This is a genomic window from Parahaliea maris (genome assembly GCF_008064665.1).
Taxonomy (GTDB): Bacteria; Pseudomonadota; Gammaproteobacteria; order Pseudomonadales; family Halieaceae; genus Parahaliea; species Parahaliea maris.
This window is the reverse complement of record NZ_VRZA01000007.1, coordinates 77,933-97,294: the sequence shown is the minus strand read 5'-3', so window position 1 is coordinate 97,294 and position 19,362 is coordinate 77,933. Positions and strand designations below refer to the sequence as shown.

The following is a 19,362-nucleotide window of genomic DNA, read 5'->3' as shown; positions in this document are numbered from 1 at the left end:
TCGGAAACAGCCATGAGCCTCCTGGAAACAGCCATGAGCGCCGCGAAAACAGCCATGAGCTCCTGGAAAACCCACCCCGCACGCTGGCTGGGAACCTGGCTCGGGCTGATTTGCCTGCAGCCGTTTGCCGCCGCCGGGGAGGGCGCACAGGTACGCACCCACCTCCAGGCCAGCGACCCGATCTGGGCCGGCCAGCGCATCGCCCTGTTCGTAGAACTGTTGGCGCCAGGCTATTTTGCCAGTGCCGCCAACTTCGACCTGCCCGACCCACAGGGGCTGCTACTGATGCCCCCGGCGGATCACCCCATCGTCGACAGCGTGACCATCGACGGAACCCGCTACTCGGTCCAGCGCCACGAACTCAACGCCTGGGCCATGCGCGACGGCGAACTGCGAATCCCGCCTGTTCACGTGCGCTTCAGCTACAAGGCCAACCCGCTGGACAAGGAGGAAATGTCGGCGGCGGTGACCACCGACCCGGTGACGCTGCAGATCGAGCGACCTCCCGGCACCGAGGGCATGGGAATTGTCATCAGCGCGCGCAATCTCAGGGTGGAGGAAACCTGGCAGCCAGAACCGGGTACCGAGGCGGTGTTGGCGGGCACGGCGTTCAAACGCAGTATCCGGTTGAGTGCTGCGGACCTGCCCGGCATGGTATTTCCGACCTTTCCCGCCACCGAAATCGATGGCCTTGGCGTCTACAGCAAGCAGCAGGTACAGGACCGGATCAACCGCGGTACCCTGACCGGCATGCGCACCGACAACATCACCTACCTCGCCAAGCGCCCCGGGCAGTACACCATCGCTGCGGCACGCCTGCAGTGGTACGACCTGGATGCGCAGCAACTGAAATCGGTGGAATTCCCGGCCCGGACCCTGGACGTCATCGCCAACCCCGAACAGGCCGCTGCCGCCGGGAGTAGCCATTCCAGCTCCCGCGCTGACCGCGGTAGTGTGGCCATGGCGCTGGGGTTCGCCCTGTTGTCGGCGCTGGCGGGATGGCAGCTGTACCGCCGCCGGGAACAACTTATCGCCCCCTTCAGGCCCGTCCATCTCCAGCCCCTGAACCCCACCGAACGGGCATGGAACCGGAACAGACGCGACGCAGCTGGCAATTAATCCTCGCGCTGCTGGCCCTGGTCTGCAGACGGGGCAAACTCGATAATCGAACCATCGGCCATGGTCGCCAGGTAAAGCTGACCGTCTCGCAGGACGTAGGATCGAACAAAATCCAGTTCCTTGAGAAAGCGTCCATCGATCGACTCCGCCGCGCACATCTTGCGGGTGACCGCCAGCGGGCCAAAGCGCAACTGCCCCTGTGACGCCGACAGCCACTTGCCCATCCCCCGGTTACAGTGCACCTGCAGGGCCGCCCGACCATCGGCCTGGAAGCTGATGCTGAATACCGCGTCGGGGGCCGGCTCGGTCACGGTGTCATCCATGGATTGGATCCTGACCAGTTGCCATACGGTGCCGCTGAGATCGGCAACGGTTTCCGCAGCGGGCGTTTCGGTTTCCGCGGGGGTTGCGGAGGGTGCGGGAGGCGCCGGCTCGGGCGGCGGAGCGGGCTCAGTGGCGGCTGGCGCAGGCTTTGGCGCATTAGGGGGCGCAGCGGGGGCCGCAGCCCGTTCGCTGTCGCAGGCGGAAATCAACAGCGCAGCCATAATGACCATCAGGCCAGATAGTTGTCTCATGGGGAATCTCTCAAATCCGGACTCGTCGTGGGTGTGCATAGTTGTTTACACTGTAGGCCTGTCCGCAGCAAACGCCAAATCCGGCTGGTCTCAAGGCGAGTAAAACGCTCTCGGCGGACAACTGACACACCGGTGTCGCCCACAGGGTGCCACCAAAGACAGGAGGAAAGATTCGCAGGATGCGCCCTGTTCTGATTGCCAGTATCGCGACCATCGCACTGCTCTTGTGGCTGGCGGCCGACGCCGAGTTGCTGCAGGGCACAGGCCCCGCCTCCACCGAACACCGCTTTCACGCCGCCGACCTCAACCCCGCAACCGGGCGCCTGCATTCCCTGGGCAGCGACCGCTATCGCGTCACCCTCGACGGCAACGGCTTTGCCGTGCTCGAGTTGCGCACCGCCAACACCCGCATTGGCGATTTCGGGCAACTGGTTTTTCTGCTGCAGCCCGGACCGGGCCTGGTCCGCAGCGACTTTGTCTGGCGCACCCACGGGCGCCAGTTCCGCATGCTGGAACTGCCCATCAGCGATGGAGAGCGCAGCGTCGACCTCAACTCGCTCAATGATCTGCCGCCGGCCCTGGCTGCCGTTGCCCTGCGCTTCCAGGGCGATGCCGGCAGTACCCTGGAAATCTCGGGGCTGGCCCTGGAACCCGATACCTTCTCCGCAAAACTCGCCGCCACCGTGGGCAACTGGCTGAGCCCACTCGGCTGGAACCACGCCTCCATCAATGCCCACCTCGGGGTGGCCAACGCAGGCATCGCTTCGTGGCCGGTGCCGCTGACGGCCTGGTTGTGCGGCTTGCTCATTGCCGTGGTGGTACTGCTCATGGCCCTTGGGGTGCTTTCGGCACAGCAGGCACTGACCCTGGCCACCACGGTGTTCATTGGCGGCTGGCTGTTGCTGGACGCCCTGTGGCTGCGCCAGTTGCTGCACCGCGCAGACAGTGCCCTGCAGGCCTTCCGCGGACAACCCGAATACGCCCGCCGCGTGGCCATGGGCGACCAGTCGATGGCGGAGCTCAGCGCCCGCATCCAGCCCCTGATCGGCGAGTCCGGGCAGCGCATCTTTGTCAGCTCCGCCGGCGACTACCAGGGCATGCGGTTGGCCTGGTACCTCTACCCCCACAATGTGTACTGGCTGCGAGACGGGCCGGAGCTGCCCGGGCAGGAGTACCTGCACAAGGGCGACCTGGTGGCCGTGATCGCCCCTTCCACCCTGCGCTACCTGCCCGAGGAAGGGGTACTGGCCTGGCCCGGCCACTACCAGGTGGCTGCAACCCCGGTCGCCTCCACCTCTACCGGCGCGCTGTACAGGGTGCTGTAGATGATGGCATTGAAACTGGCCCTGGCCATTCTCATCCCCTGGATTGCCGGCGGCCTCTGGCTGCAGTGGCTGATGCCCCGGCCACAGCCGTGCCGCCCCTGGCTGGTCGCTGGCTACGGCCTGCTGCTGGGTCTGCTCGGCGCGACGCTCATCACCCGCCTGCTGGTCCCCCTCGGCCTGCCCCTGTCGCCCCTGGCCCTGTCACTGGTACTGGCGGTTGTCGCCCTGTTCCCCCTGCAGGCGCTGTGGCGCGGCCGCGACAACCGCCTGGCAGCAGGAACAGCCGGCAGGTCAATCCCGTTTACCGACAAGTGCGGCGTCGCGTTGCTGGCCATGCTGCTGCTGGCTCATCTGGTGCTGCTGTTACCGGACGTGTTGCTGCGCCCGATCTACCCCTTCGATGCCACCAGTGCCTGGGTCACCAAGGCGCGAGTGTGGTTTGACCAGGGGACACTGGTACCCTTTGTGGACAAAACCCTGTGGCTGGAAAACCGGGGGGCGCTGCAGTTTACCGACCACATGCCCGACTACCCCGTTACCACGCCGCTGCTGCAGCTGTGGATGGCGGTGTTTGCCGGCCAGTGGGACTCCAGCCTGATCAACCTTCCCTGGCTGTGCTGTCTGCTCGCCCTTGCCCTGATGCTCTACGGCCAACTGCGCGCCGCCGACCTCTCCGCGCTGGCGGCACTGGTGTTTGTCTACCTGCTGGTCTCGATGCCCCTGATCAACACTCACGTGGCGCTGGCGGGCTATGCCGACCTCTTCATGGGCACCTTTTTTGCCGCCGCCTTCATGGCCTTCTGCCGCTGGTGCGCCGAACGCGAACCGGGTCAGGCTGCGCTGGCCCTGGTGTTTGCCCTCGCCTGTCCGCTGATCAAGAACGAGGGCCTGTTCTGGGCCCTGAGCCTGGTGCCGGGGGTCATTGTCGCCACCCAGCCCTGGCGGCGGGCCGCGCTCATACTGTTGGCCCTGGGGCTGCTCGCCTGGGGACTGCTGCAGGTGTTTCCCACCGACATCGAGATCGCCGGCCACACCCTGGAGGCGCTTAACCTCGGCTTTCGCGCTGAGGTGCTCGGCAGCATCCTGCGCAGCTTCGCCGGCTTCGACAACTGGCACCTGTTCATCTACCTGCCGGCCCTGCTGGCGTTGGGGCTGTTCGGGGCCCGTCAACTGCCCTCGCAACTGGCGGCTCCGGGGGTGGCCCTGCTCGCGGCCACAGCCCTGCTGGTGTTTCTGTTCACTTACACCGGCTACGCCGGCGGTGCCACCGGATTTACCGCGGTGGGCCGCACCAGCATGGCCCTGGTGCCGGCCTGGCTGTACTATTGCGCCCTCCTCTACCGGGCGTTGCAATCGTCCGTAACCGGCGCCAAAAAGGTAAGTACTTGAAACTTTCCCTGTGCATGATCGTGCGCGACGAGGCTTTCTTCCTGCGCGACTGCCTCGCCGCAGCCGCGCCCCACGTGGACGAAATGGTCGTGGTCGACACCGGCTCCAGCGACGCAACCCCGGATATTGCCCGGGAATTCGGTGCCCGCCTGTTCCACTACACGTGGCACGACGACTACGCCGCTGCGCGCAACTTCTCCCTGCAGCAGGCCACCGGCGACTGGATCCTGGTGCTGGACGCCGACGAACTGATCACCGCCCAGGACTACAGAAAACTGCGCGAGCTGATCGCCGACACCGAGTTTGACGGCTTCTACCTGGAGCAGCGCAACTACACGGAGGAGCAGCGCAGCACCGGCTGGCAGCCCACCCCGCCGGACGCCCCCGGGCGCGGCTTCAGCGGCTACACCGTCAACCCGATTCTGAGACTGTTTCGCCGCCGCCCCGACATCCACTACCAGAGCCCGATTCACGAGATCGTCGACGGCACCATCGCCGAGGGCAAGCGCCAGAGGCTGGACATCCCCATCCATCACTACGTGGATGCCAACCCGGCGCGGCCCCGCGCCCAGCGTTCACTGCGCTACTTCGAGTTGATGGAACAGGCGCTGGAGAACGCGCCGGATGGCCGCCTGTTCAATATCGCCGCCTCCTCCGCCATGTACCAGACGGGCGACTTCCGCAAGGCGCACGAGTACTACCTGCAGTCGGCCCGCATGGGCTACGAGCCCGCCCGCAGCCTGGAGGGAGCCGCCGAGGCCAGCTATCGCCAGGGGGAATTCGGGGTGGCCCTGGACCACTACCAGCAGGCCTACGACAGCGGTCACCGATCGGCTTCCATGTGCCTCAATATGGCGAATATCCGGGTGCGCCTGGGTGAGCGGCGCCGGGCCATCGCCCTGCTGGAAGAAGCCCTGGCTGTCGGCGGCCTCGGCCCGGAGGTCACCGACGTGATCCGCAAGAACATCACCATGCTGAAGCAGCGGGAGGGCCTGGCCTGAGGCCCGGGAGGGCTCGCTTCAGAATTCCGGGCCGACCGTGATGTAGATCTGGAAGGCGTCCTCCGCGTCGTCCAGCGGAAAACCAAGATCCAGCCGCGCCAGCCCTACCGGGGAGCGCCAGCGCACCCCGAAACCAGTACCGACCTTGGCCTGGTAGTCCTCCCAGCGGTTGAAGGTGTTGCCGGCATCGACAAACACCGCGGCACTGAAGTTCGGCATGAACTCGTATTCGTACTCCACGCTGCCCACCAGCTGGTGTTTGCCGCCGGTGATCGCATCCTCCGGAAACAGGGTTTCGAAGCCATAACCGCGCACACTGCGTACGCCACCGGCGCGGAATTCGTAGTACTCGGGCATCGCGTTGAAATCCACCCCGAGGACTTCACTGCTTTCGGCGTCGCTATAACCCAGCGCCGTGCGCAGCAGCACCCGGTTGTGATCGCCGAAGGAGCGGATCTGCCAGCTGGAAAAACGCGCCTGCCAGAAGCTGATATTGGAACCGAGCGCTTCGTCGGTGCCCAGCAGGTACAGGTCGAAATAGTCGCCATCGCGGATATACAGGGTGTCGTCGCTGCGGCGCAGCTTGAACCGCAGGCCGGGCACCACCGCCTGGAAGTCCGGCGCGAGGGTGTCGTAGGCCTCCGGCCCGATGGAATCGATGATGGACTGCTGGGCGCCACTGCCGAGGTTGCCGAACAGGACTTCGAAGACATCGTAGGTCTCGTTGACCAGGTTGAGCTCGACCAGGGAATCCAGGGTAAAGTCACCCAGCGTGTGGGTGGGGCGCTGCCAGAGGGACGTGAGCAGGTTGGTGGCGATGCGGGTTTCGCCGCCTTCGTCGAGCTCGACGTCCTCGAAGGTCAGATCCTTGCTCTCGTGGCGGGCACCCACCACGATGCGGGTGCCCTCGAGCGGATCGAGCGGGATCTGGTAATTGAGATCACCTGCCAGACGGCGCCGCTCCTGCACCAGGCCCGTCCTGAAATTGAAATTCTGGCCGCGCCCGCCGAGGTAGCGACGGGTCCAGTCCAGCTGGGCACCGACACCGGTATCGGTCCCCCAGCCCAGGCGGCCACGATAGCGGTTGGGCAGGAGGGGGTCGAGGCTGACCACCAGCGGAACGGCATTGTCGACCGGGTCCTGGGGCTCGATCACCACCTCGCGAAAATAGCCGGCGCCGCTGTACAGCCGCCGCTGTTCAGCCAGCCTGGCGCTGTTATAGGCATCACCCGGCGCGAGGATGAGGTAGCGCTCGAGGAACTCCCGGTCGAACCGGGTATCGTCAAAACGGATCTCCCCCACCACGTAGCGCGGACCCGTCGCCACCTGCAGCAGGGCTCGCGCCTCATAGGCTTCCAGATCCACCTCTACCCGGTGCGCAATGAGACTGGCGTCGGTGTAGCCCAGCCGCTGCAACGAGGCCAGCAAGTCCCGTTTACTGCGCTCATAGGCGCGGTGATCCAGCACCGCGCCCTGTTGCAGCGGCAAACTGTCAGCGAGCTGCGCCAGATCAGTATCGCTCTCCCCCGGCCCCTCGAATACCAGGCTGAGTTCAGCCACCGGCAGCGCGGGCCCGGACTCGACGCGATAGCGCGCCTGCCACAGCTTGTCCCTTCCCGCCGGTCTCTCCAGCTCGGCGCTGATCACCGGCGCATAGAAACCGAAGGGTTGCAGGGCCCGGGCGATTGCCGCAGCGGCCCCGGCGTGGTCCTCGCGGATTATCGAGGGCCTTAATTCAGCGTCACTTTGGTGACGGGACAACGGAATCGCCGCCTGTACATTCTGACGGGCCTCTTTCAGCGCCACCGCCTCCAGGCCGGTGACCGTGACCGCAACCGTGTCTGCCCGGGCGACAGATCCCAGTAGCAGGAGCAGCAGTGAGACGCGTGACAACCAGTTAACGTTCATAAGTAATGGTCAGGTTGAGGTTGTTGTCGGCCTCACCGAGGTTGGCCTCGATGCCGTAGCGCGGCGTAATGGTGTAGAGCGCGTCGAACTCGCTGGTTTCCTCCAGCAGGTTATAACCGTAGCCCACGTACAGTTTGGGATGCAGGTAGGTGCCAATACCCAGAACCCGGTCGCTACCGGAGGCGGAGCTCCCGGTCAGCAGGTAGGACTGGATCTCCGTCGGGTCCATCAGCGGGCGCGAGAACAGGTCCATGCGCGGCTGGTCCAGGGTACCGATCACCTCGATCCCGGCCGCGCTGACCACCGGGTCGTTGTCGATCCAGCGCACCGCCCGCAGATTGATTTCGGGTTCGGTCACCGGCACCTTGTCGAAGCGTACCTCGCCCGTCTGGATCTCCAGGTCCTGGCCGAAGGCGCGGAAAGTCCCGTCCTCCAGCGCCAGCTGGCCGTCGGCGAGGGGCAGCAGGTCACGCTGCTCCGGCCGGTTGATAAAGCGCACACCGCCAGTTACGCCGGCCTTGAGGCCCACCGCATCGACCCGCACACGATCGCCCAGTACCAGCCGGAGGTCGCTGTCGAGGCGGAACGGCAGGGCCGGGCCGGCAGTGGAGGGGTCGTCCTCGGCACCGAGGACGACCACGTCCGGCGACGGTCCGATAACCTGCACGGTGGCCTGGATGTCTTCCTCCGTGGCCACCGCCCCACCGGCCGACAGGCTGGGGGTGATACTGATCTGGGGAGTCACACTGGCCCGCGGCACCAGGACCTCGCCGCGCAGGCGCAGGGTCTCGCCAGCCCAGTCGATTTGCAGGTCCGGGGATACCAGCGCCCGGCCATCGGCGGTATTGAACACTTCGAACTGCTGACCCTGCAAAGCGAGGCTGGCCTCGCCACTGCGCATACCCAGGGCGCCGCTCAGGGTCAGCTGCCCCGGCCCCGAGCGCAGGCCGCCATCGATAGCGAGCCAGCCGGGGCGCGCCGGATCATCGTTCAGGCGCAGCCCCAGCTCGCGCAGGGACAGGCCCGCGACCGGCACGTCCGCCGCGCCGTCGGCCAGGGCGATTTGCCCCTTGAACAGGGGCTCGGTCAGGGTACCCGACAGCAACAGGTCGGCATCAAACCGCCCCGCCACCGCCTGCAGCTGCGGCACCCAGGCCTGCAGGCCGCTGAGTTCTGGCAGGGTGGCCTGGAGGCTGCCTGACAGGGGCTGGGGCTGCGTCAGGGGCAAGCGGTCAAACGACGGCAAGGCGACGGTCAGGCCGACGTAACCGTTCTCCAGGGGGTACAGGCTGGCGAAAGCGGCCAGGCCCTCGGCGCCCACGTCTACCCGGACGCGGCCGCCGCCATGGGCCAGCACCTTCTGCCCGGAGGACGTTTCCACACGGACTTCACCGGGGCTCACCACAAAGTCTCCGAGCCCCTGCAGCGATCCGTCCACGGCCAGCAAACCGTCGAAATCCCCGGATAATTCAGCTTCGAGGTCGGGCAACCACTGGCCCAGCGGCAGGGAAGCGATATGGCCACGGGCCCGGCTGCCCTCTGTGGCAGACCAGCCTGCCGACAGACAGGCGCTGCCCTCGCTGTCGCCACTACCCCCCAGACAGGCGTCTGCAAGACTGGCCTGCTGCGCCGCCAGCACCAGGTCGGCGGGTTCCACCAGGCGCCACTGGCCCAGCCCCTCCGCTGCCACCTCGAGACTCGCAAGCTGCCCCTGCCACTGCTGGCTGTCATTCAAGCCACCTGCAAGGCGGGTTTGCAGTTGCTGCATTGCACCCTGCACAGCGAGTTGCAGCTCGTGCTGGGCCGTCGACCCCTGGGCGGTGAATTCCACGCTTTCCAGCAACACCATACCGTCCTGTTCGACCGGCCCGAGGGACAGCTTGACTGCCAGGGGCGCCGCGGGCGCCAGGCCCGCGCCGAGCTGCCCGTCAATCCCGGCCAAGGTGATGTCCTGCCAGTGCAGGGCACTGCCCTGCAACGTCGCCTCGATCACGGGAGCCTCGGCACTGCCGCGCAAACTGCCATTGGCATGCAGGTCTCCTGCGGCTTCCGGGACAATGTTCTCTGGGTGCGGCAGCGCCAGTGACCAGTCCAGCGCCAGCGCCTGGGGCGATAGCTTGCCCGCTGCCTGTATCCGGTTGCTGCCGTTGTCCACCGACAGGCCCTCCAGATTCAGCACGTCGCCGGCCAGTTGCGCCCTGGCCCGGGCGCTCAGGGGCCAGCCCCCGAGAAACCCGCGCAAATGCTCCAGCACCAGGTCCGCCTGCGGGCCGCCCTCTTCCAGACTGCCGGCACTGTGCAAGGCGAAGTCCATCTGGCCTGCCAACTGCGGTTGCCACGTTCCCGGCTGCAGGGCATCACCCGCTAACGCCATATCCCAGCGCACCTGTGGTGCCCAGCCGGCCTCACCCTGAATCACGACCTCACCCTCCAGGGTGGAACCACGCAATGCATCCAGCCGCAGCTGTTCGGCATCCCCTTCCGCTTCTGCCCGCCACTCACCCGGTGGTAGCTGGCTACCCGCCACAGCTGCGTCCAGCGCCAGTCGCCACTGCTGCAGACCACCCTGGACATGAAGTTCTCCGCGGGGGCTGGCAAACGCCGGCCCGGTTTCCTGTGGAGGTGCGGCCGGCTGAGGTGTGGCCGGCTGAGGTGTGGCCGGCTGAGGTGCGGCCGGCTGAGGTGCGGCCGGACCGGGCAGCGGCCAGGTTACCTGGCTCCACGCCAGGCGGGCATCCACTACCGGATCGGCATTCGCCGGCAAGTCGACGGTGCCCTGCAGGGCCAGCGTCAGCGGGGTCTGCGCCAACGCGAGGTCCAGCCCAGCGAGCTCGACCCGCTGGTCGAGGTAGCGGGCATTCAGCGAGCCACTGAGGTCAAGCTGCGGGGGTAGCTGGGGGTTGAGCTGATCGGCCTCCGCCACCAGCGCCGCCAGGGCGAGTTGCACGGAGACACCGTCGCGCCAGTCGATGGGTCCCTTCACCTCCAATTGGTAGGGGCCGCTGTCCAGGGTCAGGGGAGCCAGCAACAGTGACTCGCTGTTGCCACTGGCCTCCAGGGTGACCGTCACGGCCTCAGGAGCAAGGCCCGTCGCCCCGGTATTCAGGGCGAGCTCAAAGGCCTCCAGCGAACCGGTCGAACGGAACTGGCCGGCGGTAACGCGCGGGCCGTCCGCTGTGGCATCCACAGCCAACTCCGGCCAGGTCATCGATACAGTCCAACCGGCCTGTGTCAATACATCGCGCACTTGCGCCTGCAGGTTGATCGGTATGTCACCGGCACCCCGGTGGTCTATTTGCAGGGTGCGTAAATCGCCGCTAACCGCAAGCCGTCCGGCGACCTGGCGCTGATCGGGGAGCTGCCACTCCCAGTCCAGGGTAAGCGTCAGTGGCAAGTCCCGGGTGAGCTCCGCCCCTCCCTCTGCGGTAATACCACCCTGGGGAGCGACGACTACCAGTCGCTGCAGGTCAAAACGGGGCCCCGTCAGCCCCGCGTTTTCCAACTGCAGACGGTCAATACGTTGGGCTTCGCCGCCGACCGGCATGACGTCAACATCCTCCACCACCAGGTGCTGAATCAGCAGGTCGACCGGCAGATTCAGCGCTTCGGGGTCGAAAGGGGCAGAAGGTGATTCGGGCGTATCGGTCTCACTCAGGCTGGCGCGCAGGGTCTGCAACCGCAATTGTTCCACGAGCACCTGGGCACCCAGCAGACGCGACGGTTGCCACCGCAGATCGAGCAATGCCAGGCTCAGGGACAGGCCCGGTTGCTCCACGCTGAGACCGCGTAATCGCAGGTCCCCGAGCAAAGTCCCGTCCAGCGATTGCCAGTGGACGCCCTCGGGAATGAAGGGCTGGGCCCGCGCGACCAGCCAGCGCGTGCCCGCCTCCGTAGAACCCAGCCACAGCGCGCACACAGCAGCCAACAGTGGCAGCAGGAGCAGGCCCGCCAGGGGAAGGAACAGCCACTTTTTGGAGAATCGGGGCACTTTTTCCGGGTTTCCGTGGTCTATGCTGTTAGTGGTCCGCAGGCCGGCTGGTCGGCACGGCGGTCATAATTACGCCTGTCAGGCGATCATACAGTGAAAGGATAACGCTCATGAAACATCGCTTCCTCATCCCCGGCCTGCTGGCCCTGTGCACCGCCGGTGCCTACGCCATTGACCTCAACAAAGATGCCCTGAAAAAGATGCAGGAAGAAGGTCACAAAATCGCGGAAGGTGAGGGTAACTTCCGCTCGTTCGGTCTGCCGAACGGGCAGTGCCTGCAGGCCGCCGGCGACCCGTCCAAGGCCGGCGTGAATGTGGTGGTGCGCAAATGCAACGACAGCGCCAACAACCAGAAATGGCAGCTGGAGAACCAGCACCTCAAAAGCCACGGCAACCTGTGTGTTGCCGTGGGTAGTGAAGCCCAGAAACCCGGCAGCAATGTGGTACTGAAAGCCTGCGGTGGCGGCAAGGAACAGAAGTGGTCACTGGATGGCCAGGGCCGATTGAAAAACGGCTTCGAACATTGCCTGCAGGCCAACAATGGCAACGTGGTGACCGCGGCTTGCAGCGGCTCCGGCCAACAGAAGTTCGGCTGATCGCCGACCGGAGACCCGGGCGGCAGGGCTGACCGGCGTCAGCGCCGCCCACACCTTCAGGCGATATCGGCGGCGCTGTGCCGCTCGGGCACCCGCAGTTCCTCGGGGCCCCACACCCGGTTTACCCGCTCACCGCGCTGCACTGCGGGGCGTCCGGCTATGTCGTTCGCCCAGCGCTTGACATGGATGTAGCTGTCCACATCGAGGAATTCCTGGGCCTGGTAGATGTTGCCTATAACCACCTGTCCGTACCAAGGCCATGTGGCCATGTCGGCGATGGTGTACTCGTCGCCTGCGAGATAGCGACGCTCCGCCAGGTTGCGATCCAGTACATCCAGCTGCCGCTTCACCTCCATGGTGTAACGGTTGATGGGGTACTCGAATTTTTCCGGCGCATAGGCGTAGAAATGCCCGAAGCCGCCACCCAGGAAGGGGGCGCTGCCCATCTGCCAGAACAGCCACGACAGACACTCGGCCCGGGCCACCGCAGCCTCGGGCAGAAAGGCGCCGAACTTCTCTGCCAGATAGACCAGGATCGCACCGGACTCAAAAATGCGCACCGGTTCCGGGCCGCTGTAGTCCACCAGGGCGGGAATCTTGGAGTTGGGATTGGCATCGACGAAGCCGCTGCTGAACTGGTCGCCGTCGGAAATATTGATCAGCCAGGCGTCGTACTCGGCTGCGGTAATACCCTGCGCCAGCAATTCCTCCAACAGGACGGTGACCTTGACCCCGTTGGGCGTCGCCAGGGAGTAAAGCTGAAGTGGGTGCTCCCCGATCGGCAGGGCCTTGTCGTGGGTCGGCCCGGAAACCGGCCGATTGATATTGGTAAAGCGACCGCCGTCCTGCGCGTTCCACTCCCACACGCGGGGCGGAGTATAAGTGTTGCCGTTTTCTGACATAAATCGGGTTCCAGTGCTTGATTCGGCCACGCGAAAGACCAATGCCTGCGCAAGTGGTCGATTATCGCATTCCCCTTCACAGACCGCACAGGCCTGCTCGGGTTCCCCTAAGGGTAGTCGGTGTCGTCGGTGAAACGCGCCCGCAAACCGGGTTTGTCCACCTTGCCGGAGGCGTTGAGAGGCAGCGCAGGTACCCGCATCCAGCGCCTGGGCGTCTTGTAACCGGCCAGATGCTGACGACAGTAGTCGCTCAGTTCCGAATCGCTGGCCTCACCGGCCAGCTGGATCACCGCAGCCACCACTTCTCCCCAGCGGGCGTGGGGCAGGCCGATCACGGCACAGTCGCGCACCGCGGGATGCTGCCGCACCACCTCCTCCACCTCGCGGGACGCGACATTCTCGCCACCGCTGATAATCATGTCTTTCTTGCGATCCACCAGGTAGAGGTAGCCGGCCTCGTCCAGGCGACCGATGTCGCCGGTATGCAGCCAGCCACCGGCAAGTGTTGTTTCGGTGTCATCCGGCTGTTGCCAGTAGCCGAGCATGCACTGCTTCGCCTGCACCAGCACTTCTCCCGCCAGCCCTGGCGGGCAGTCGCTGCCGTCATCGGCCACGATGCGCACCCGGGCGGTGGGCAGGGGCCGCCCCACCGAACGCAACAACTCACCCTCACCGGCGGCGGCCCGGGCGTGATCCTCCGGCGTGAGGAAGGAGATACTCCCCGCCAGCTCAGTCATACCGTAACTCTGACAGAGTCCCACGCCGGTTTCGTCCAGTAGCCGGCGCAGGAGGGTCTGGGGCATGGCAGCGGCACCGTAGCCAATGGAGCGCACCGAGGCCAGGTCCTGCGGGGAAAAATCCGGATGCTCCAGCAGCATCGCAATCATGGTGGGCGCCAGCGACATCGTCGTTACCCCCAGGTCCCGGCAGGCACGCAGCGTATCGCCCGCGTCGAAGCTGCGAGCGAGCACCACCGCTGCGCCGTGGCGGTGCTGCAACAACACATTGTGGGCGGCGACATGGAACAGAGGGAACGGGTAATAGTAGCGGTCACCCGCCAGCACCGGGCGCCCCAGCGCCGCCGACTCCAGGCCCGCCAGAAAGGAGAGGTGGGACAGCACCGCCCCCTTGGGCCGTCCGGTGGAGCCGGAGGTGAACAGGATCCAGACCGGGTCTCCGGCTGCCAGCGTCGGCAGCTCACCCTGCAGCCCGGCGCTGCACCAGGACGCGAAGGCGGTGCCCAACGCGACCAGTTCCAGGCCCGGGGGCAGGTCCGGGTGCCCGCGGAGTTTGGTCAGCAACGCCTCGTCCCCGATCAGGGTCCTGACGCCGGCGCGCTGTAGCTGGTACAGCCATTCCGCCGGCGCCAGCCGCGCATTGAGCGGCACCAGTACCTGCGCGGCCAGCGGTACCGCATAGATCAGCTCGACAAATTCGGGACAGTTCCATGCCAGAACTCCCACCCGCTCGCCCGGCATTCCCCGGCCGGCCAGCACCCGCGCCAGCGCCTCGACCCGCGTTTGCAGCTGTCCATAGGTCCTGGCGTGGCCCTGCCACCACAGGGCCGGTGCATCGGGAGTCCGGCGGGCCTGGGCGGCCAGCAGTCCGGGCAGGGTCCGGGGCGACTCCCCGGGTTCAGGGTCGAACCCGTCATTCACTGGCGTATCCTCACTGGTAACCGATATTTCAAGGTGAGCGCAGGCTAACACGCCAGCCCCCTACCGGCACCAGAGCCCCGCCGGGGGAGGAATGCGTTTTTTTACACTTTTTAGCCAAAAAGACCTGTCGTTAGCGCCCCTTAGCAGTAAACTCGAAGTGAATTGTGGGCAATCAGGCGACACAGACACGGACGAGGCGGGCCCGTATGCTGACCACCATCAAGATTTACACCAGTGATCTGGAGATAGGCATGTTTGTCAGTGCGCTGGATCGCTCCTGGCTGGATACGCCTTTCGTCATCCAGGGCTTTCGCATCGAAACCCAGGACCAGATCGAAAAATTGCGCGAATACTGCGATTACGTACTGGTGGATAGTCGCAAGAGCCGGCAGGCCGAGAGCACCCTGCAGCGCAAGGTGCGCAAGGATCGCAAGCGGGTGGCCATCGCCGGCATCTTCCACGGCCGCGACCTCGCCCCCTACCGCGACGACAGCAATTTCGAGGATGAGCACCCCCGCGCAGAAGCGGCCCTGGAAATCCTGGTGGAGGACCTCTGGCAGGTTTTCGAGCAGGTCAGCGATGGCGGTCGAATCCGCGCCGCCCAGCTCAAGCGCTCGGTGGAACCCCTGATCGGCAGCGTCAGCCGCAACCCGGACGCCTGCCTGTGGATTACCCGCCTCAAGCACCACGACGAATACAGCTACCAGAAGGCCCTCAGCGCGGCTATCTGGGCCGTGTCACTGGGCCGGGAACTGGGCCTGCCGCGGCGCGACCTGCGGTCGCTGGCCATGGGCGCCATGCTGATGGATGTCGGCAAGCTGCGCATTGACCAGACGGTACTGCGGGCCAATCGCAGGCTCAGTACCGATGAGGAACTCGCAATGCGCCAGCACGTGGAGCACGGCCGCGAGATCCTGCAGGAGAGCGGTATCCTCAACCAGGACGTGATCGACATGGTGTCCCACCACCACGAGCGCTGCGACGGCTCCGGCTATCCAGCGGGCCTGCGCGGCGACGAAATTCCCGCTGTGGCACGGGTGGCAGGCATCATCGACACCTACGGTTCGCTCACCAGCGATCGCGCCTACGCACCCGCCATGAGCCCCTCGGGCGCCATCAAGACCCTCTACGAAATGCGCGACATCAAATTCCAGGCGGAACTGGTGGAAGCGTTCATCAAGGCCATCGGTGTCTACCCTGCCGGTACTCTGGTCGAACTGAGCTCGGGGGAAGTGGGCGTGGTGGTGGCAGAAAGCAGAACCAGGCGCCTGAAGCCCAAGGTCATGCTGCTGCTCGACGACGGCAAGCAACCCATGCTGCAACCGCGCGTGATCGACCTGCAGGAGGCGGCCGACAACGACGAACCCCTGCTGATTCGCCGCAGCCTGGAGCCCGGGGCCTACAGCATCGACCTGGCCGACGTCAGCATCCCCGGTATGTAGAGAGTCCACCCGCCGGGCCGGTTACACTAGCCGGCTCATGCCTTCGCGCCCGGACTTCCCATGCCCCGCCCGCCCTTTCGCCGCAAACGTCACCCTCCCCGCCAGCGCCTGGGGCGTTCACCCTGGGCCAGGGGCATCCGCAACCTGCTCCTGCTGGCGGTGGCGGCAAGCGCCCTGCAACTGCTGACCCGGGGCGAGATCACCTGGCCCGCAGTGCTCGCCGAGCGCGTTACCGCCACCCTTGGCCGGTCCGACAGCGGCTTGCGCCAGGCCACCGATGCCCTCGAGCAGCAGGGCCAGCGCCGGGAGGGCAATCCGCTACCCGCATTCGATATTCGCGGCCGCGTGGTGCGCGTGGCCGACGGCGACACCCTGTCGGTACTGGATAGTCGTGGCGAACAGCACAAGATCCGCCTGTACGGCATCGACAGCCCGGAACTGGACCAGGCGGGCGGTGGCGCTGCCAAAGGCGCCCTGTCAAAGCTGGCCTACCAGCAGCAGGCGGGGGTGGTTATGGTGGAGCGGGACGATTACGGACGGGTGGTGGGTACCGTGTACGTGGGCAATACCAACCTCAACCTGGCACAGGTCCGCGCCGGGCAGGCCTGGTGGTACCGCTACCACGCCCCCCATGAACGGGCACTGGAAGCGGCCGAGTCATCCGCACAGGAACAGCAAATCGGGTTGTGGGCACACGACAACCCCGTGCCGCCCTGGAACTGGCGGCGGGAACACCGACGCTAGCGTGGCCAGTTGGCTGAATCAGTCAGCCAGGGCCAGGCGCCAGCCGGGGTCCGCGCTGTCGCCCACAAAGACCAGTTGCAGCGTGTGCCGCTCGTCGCCGACCAACTCGCCGTTCAGCATCAGGTCGGAGCTGACCGGGTAAACGCCCTGCGGCAGCCCTTCGGGCAGGGTGAAACTGAACTCACCGGTGAAGCCGCCGCCCTTCTCGCCGGCCTCCTTGGTCATGCTCTTGAGAGCGACGGTGTTGTCTTCGTTGTCCCAGATGGTCAGGCGCTCCTCGAGGGTCACTGACTTGCCACTGCTGCCCTCCACTACCTCAATGTAGGATTTCACCCGCACCTTGGTACCGGGGCTCACCGCGGCGCCGGGCAGAATCTCCGTACGGTAGGCGGCAACCGTGGTATTGACCGGCCTGGAGCCCTGCTGCTTCTCGTAGTCCTTCGACACTTCTTCACTGGTGCGGGTCTGCTCCGAAGAGTAACCGATGATCATGCCGCGGATAATGTCCTGGGTGGCTTCCACCGCGAGCGCCTCGGCGGTGCGCTTGGCGGTATCCTCCACCGCATCCTTGAGCTGATCGAAAAATCCTGCGTGGGCGGTGCTCACCACTCCCGGAACCACCGCGCCAACCAGGCAAATCATTGCCAGCGGCTTGAGCTTTGACATAAGGCACCTCCCGTGACCACACGCACTCTTGCTACCCATTACTAACCATAGCTTACTCAATGGAAATATTCCTTTTCGCCTGCTGCTGGGCCTGCTGGGCCTGGTTGATCAGGCTGCGCGCCGGGGCGTAGCCGGGCACAATCGCCAGGGCCGACTCGGACTTGGCAATGGTACAGCTGTAATTCTTGCGCTCGAGGCAGTCGCGAGCCGCCTTGAGGAAGGTGTCGGCGGTCTGCTGGTTGAAACGCTGTTGCTCGCGCGCCGTGGCCACCGCCTGCTTCAGCTCCACCGCCCGGGTGTTGGTGCCATCCAGGGCCAGGACGTCGTCGGCGGCCTGCTCCACGCAGTCGTAGTCGCGCTGACGGTAGCAATCCTCCGCCCGGCTGCGCAGCGCGCTGAGCTGCTCGTCCAGGGCCGCCCGGTCAGCCGCCAGTTGCGCCTGCTGCGCCTCCACCTGCTGCCGCAGCGGGAACAACTCTGCCGCCGAGGCGCCGGCGGCCTCGGCGTCACTGAGGGCTTCCTGGGCACAGTCCAGCCGGCCCGCCGCCAGGCATTCGTTACCCCGTTGCAGGAAACCGCCAATTTTCAGCTGGCGACTGCCGCGGCTGGCGCTTTCCAGTAGCGAGGTTGCCCTCGGCTCGCCCGGTTGCAGGGCCAGCACCTCCTGCGCCTTGATCCGGGCGCAGGCGAAATCCTGCGCGTCGAGACAGGTCCGGGCCTCTTCGATACGGGTCTCGACCAGCACCTCGGCATCGCGCTCAGCCTGTTCTTTCCTCGCCACTTCGAGCAGGCGGGCCGCCTCCGGATTGTCGGGGGCCAGGTTCCTGGCCACCAGGGCGTTTTCTGCCGCGCAGGCATAGTCGCCATTGAAAAAGCAGTCCTGGGCCGTTTCCAGGCGCTGCTGAACCGCCTCGGCCTGGGCCTGCCCGGCCCGGTATTGCTGCCAGCCCAGCCAGCCGCCGCCGACCACAACTACCAGCCCGAGGGCCGCGAGCCCCTTGATGGCACTGCCCCGCCGCGGCGGGATCAGGGCGTCCCGGAACGCCGCGATCGTGGCCGGCCGCTTGGCCTTGTCCAGGCTGAGGGCCGCAGACAGGGCCTGCCACTCAGCGTTATTGAGGCACTCGGGGCGTGCCGCCTTGAGCTTGGCCTTGCGCGCATCGGCAGCGCTCTTGCGCTGGTAGGGATGCTCCCCGGTCAGCATCACGTAGAGCACACAGGCCAGCGCGTAGATATCGTCGCTGAAGCTGGGCGGCTCGCCGCGGACCATTTCCTCGGTAGCGTAGGCCGGCGTGAGGGCCCCCAGTTCGCCGGCGTCAAAATCGTGACTCAGGGCGTTCTTGTTGGCGGCCCTGGCGATGCCGAAATCAAGGATTTTGACCGTCCCCCCGGTGGTCACAAAAATGTTGCCCGGCTTGAAGTCCGAGTGCACCAGGTCCCGTTTGTGGGCGTACTCCAGGCCGGCACAGAGATCGCGGAAGTAGCGCAGCGCCACCTCCTTGCTGAAGGGGGCCTCGAGCTTGATCAGGGCATCCAGGGGGTCGCCCTTGAGCAGCTCCATGGTCATGTAGATGGTGTCGCCGTCGCGGTCGAAATCGTGCACCGTGACGATGTTGGGGTGGGCCAGCTTCTGTGACTTCACCGCCTCCTGCTGCAGGGACACAAAGGCCTGGGGGTGCTCTTTGAACTGCTGTCCCAGCACTTTGACGGCGATGTAGGGGTTGCGGTCCTCCGCCTCGACCTTGCGCAGATCGCGGGCCTTGTACACCAGCCCCATACCGCCACGGCCCAGCACGTCTTCCAGCACGAAACGGCCTTTGAGCAGGCGGCCCTGCTGGCTCTGTGCAGCTTTGGCCAACTCCGCAGCCCGGTCAAACCCGGTCGCGGTGGCGGTAGCCGTCACAGCGCCCTGGTCAACGTATTCGGTGGCGGCGATTTCGGAAGCACTCACCTCCGTCGCGTCACCCCCGGCTACCGTCGGCTCTTCACCCGGCTTGTTATTGTCCTGCTCTCCCACGCGGCTGCCCCTTGCCCATGCGGTCCGGAGAA

Annotated in this window: 14 protein-coding genes; 7 read left to right on the top strand and 7 right to left on the bottom strand. The window is 65.8% G+C overall.

The window, feature by feature from the left end; all coding sequences use genetic code 11:
• Positions 1 to 12: 12 nt before the first annotated feature.
• Positions 13 to 1,119: a BatD family protein gene (locus FV139_RS17320; RefSeq protein ID WP_187276609.1), complete on the top strand. Its 1,107-nt coding sequence runs from the start codon at positions 13 to 15 to the stop codon at positions 1,117 to 1,119.
• Here the strand turns inward: FV139_RS17320 and FV139_RS17315 are convergent.
• On the bottom strand, positions 1,116 to 1,694 hold the full coding sequence (locus FV139_RS17315) for an META domain-containing protein (RefSeq protein WP_187276608.1): 579 nt from the start codon (positions 1,692 to 1,694) through the stop codon (positions 1,116 to 1,118). The two genes, FV139_RS17320 and FV139_RS17315, sit on opposite strands and share 4 nt — an antisense overlap.
• A gap of 179 nt (positions 1,695 to 1,873) precedes the next feature.
• Between FV139_RS17315 and FV139_RS17310 the strand changes: the two genes are divergently transcribed.
• The 3 genes from FV139_RS17310 to FV139_RS17300 are packed head-to-tail and all read left to right on the top strand — an operon-like array spanning position 1,874 to position 5,409.
• Entirely contained in the window at positions 1,874 to 3,019 is a 1,146-nt protein-coding gene (locus FV139_RS17310) for a hypothetical protein (protein WP_148069739.1), read from the top strand.
• On the top strand, positions 3,020 to 4,408 hold the full coding sequence (locus FV139_RS17305; protein ID WP_148069738.1) for a hypothetical protein: 1,389 nt from the start codon (positions 3,020 to 3,022) through the stop codon (positions 4,406 to 4,408).
• Positions 4,405 to 5,409 (top strand): glycosyltransferase, encoded by a 1,005-nt coding sequence (locus tag FV139_RS17300; RefSeq protein ID WP_148069737.1) that lies wholly within the window; start codon positions 4,405 to 4,407, stop codon positions 5,407 to 5,409. Before FV139_RS17305 ends, FV139_RS17300 begins: the two co-directional genes overlap by 4 nt.
• Before the next feature lie 18 nt (positions 5,410 to 5,427).
• Here the strand turns inward: FV139_RS17300 and FV139_RS17295 are convergent, their stop codons facing one another.
• Together FV139_RS17295 and FV139_RS17290 are read right to left on the bottom strand one after the other, a co-directional pair.
• Positions 5,428 to 7,317: an autotransporter assembly complex protein TamA gene (locus tag FV139_RS17295; protein ID WP_148069736.1), complete on the bottom strand. Its 1,890-nt coding sequence runs from the start codon at positions 7,315 to 7,317 to the stop codon at positions 5,428 to 5,430.
• Entirely contained in the window at positions 7,307 to 11,305 is a 3,999-nt protein-coding gene (locus FV139_RS17290) for a translocation/assembly module TamB domain-containing protein (protein ID WP_148069735.1), read from the bottom strand. Before FV139_RS17290 ends, FV139_RS17295 begins: the two co-directional genes overlap by 11 nt.
• A gap of 110 nt (positions 11,306 to 11,415) precedes the next feature.
• Here FV139_RS17290 and FV139_RS17285 point away from each other — a divergent pair, with 110 nt between their 5' ends.
• Positions 11,416 to 11,901 carry an RICIN domain-containing protein gene (locus FV139_RS17285; RefSeq protein ID WP_148069734.1) on the top strand — a complete coding sequence of 162 codons (486 nt, stop codon included), beginning with the start codon at positions 11,416 to 11,418 and terminating at the stop codon, positions 11,899 to 11,901.
• A 56-nt stretch (positions 11,902 to 11,957) separates the two neighbouring features.
• On the opposite strand, the gene yghU is transcribed toward FV139_RS17285, so the two are convergent.
• A complete protein-coding gene (gene yghU / locus FV139_RS17280; RefSeq protein ID WP_148069733.1) occupies positions 11,958 to 12,803 on the bottom strand; it encodes a glutathione-dependent disulfide-bond oxidoreductase in 846 nt (281 codons plus the stop codon).
• 107 nt (positions 12,804 to 12,910) lie between these two features.
• Positions 12,911 to 14,461 carry a class I adenylate-forming enzyme family protein gene (locus tag FV139_RS17275; RefSeq protein ID WP_187276607.1) on the bottom strand — a complete coding sequence of 517 codons (1,551 nt, stop codon included), beginning with the start codon at positions 14,459 to 14,461 and terminating at the stop codon, positions 12,911 to 12,913.
• 206 nt (positions 14,462 to 14,667) lie between these two features.
• On the opposite strand from FV139_RS17275, the gene FV139_RS17270 reads away from it, so the two are divergent.
• On the top strand, positions 14,668 to 15,903 hold the full coding sequence (locus FV139_RS17270) for an HD-GYP domain-containing protein (protein WP_148069731.1): 1,236 nt from the start codon (positions 14,668 to 14,670) through the stop codon (positions 15,901 to 15,903).
• Positions 15,904 to 15,963: 60 nt separating this feature from the next.
• Positions 15,964 to 16,647, top strand: coding sequence for a thermonuclease family protein (locus FV139_RS17265; protein WP_148069730.1), 684 nt, complete (start codon positions 15,964 to 15,966; stop codon positions 16,645 to 16,647).
• An 18-nt stretch (positions 16,648 to 16,665) separates the two neighbouring features.
• Here the strand turns inward: FV139_RS17265 and FV139_RS17260 are convergent, their stop codons facing one another.
• Positions 16,666 to 17,313 (bottom strand): hypothetical protein, encoded by a 648-nt coding sequence (locus FV139_RS17260; protein ID WP_148069729.1) that lies wholly within the window; start codon positions 17,311 to 17,313, stop codon positions 16,666 to 16,668.
• Positions 17,314 to 17,365: 52 nt separating this feature from the next.
• A complete protein-coding gene (locus FV139_RS17255) occupies positions 17,366 to 19,330 on the bottom strand; it encodes a serine/threonine-protein kinase (RefSeq protein WP_148069728.1) in 1,965 nt (654 codons plus the stop codon).
• Between the last annotated feature and the right edge of the window lie 32 nt (positions 19,331 to 19,362).

Excerpts from the sequence above, each read along its gene's own strand:
- FV139_RS17320 (WP_187276609.1), top strand. The coding sequence starts at position 13 with ATGAGCCTCCTGGAAACAGCCATGAGCGCCGCGAAAACAGCCATGAGC.
- FV139_RS17315 (WP_187276608.1), bottom strand. The coding sequence starts at position 1,694 with ATGAGACAACTATCTGGCCTGATGGTCATTATGGCTGCGCTGTTGATT.
- FV139_RS17310 (WP_148069739.1), top strand. The coding sequence starts at position 1,874 with ATGCGCCCTGTTCTGATTGCCAGTATCGCGACCATCGCACTGCTCTTG.
- FV139_RS17305 (WP_148069738.1), top strand. The coding sequence starts at position 3,020 with ATGATGGCATTGAAACTGGCCCTGGCCATTCTCATCCCCTGGATTGCC.
- FV139_RS17295 (WP_148069736.1), bottom strand. The coding sequence starts at position 7,317 with ATGAACGTTAACTGGTTGTCACGCGTCTCACTGCTGCTCCTGCTACTG.
- FV139_RS17285 (WP_148069734.1), top strand. The coding sequence starts at position 11,416 with ATGAAACATCGCTTCCTCATCCCCGGCCTGCTGGCCCTGTGCACCGCC.
- yghU (WP_148069733.1), bottom strand. The coding sequence starts at position 12,803 with ATGTCAGAAAACGGCAACACTTATACTCCGCCCCGCGTGTGGGAGTGG.
- FV139_RS17270 (WP_148069731.1), top strand. The coding sequence starts at position 14,668 with ATGCTGACCACCATCAAGATTTACACCAGTGATCTGGAGATAGGCATG.
- FV139_RS17265 (WP_148069730.1), top strand. The coding sequence starts at position 15,964 with ATGCCCCGCCCGCCCTTTCGCCGCAAACGTCACCCTCCCCGCCAGCGC.
- FV139_RS17260 (WP_148069729.1), bottom strand. The coding sequence starts at position 17,313 with ATGTCAAAGCTCAAGCCGCTGGCAATGATTTGCCTGGTTGGCGCGGTG.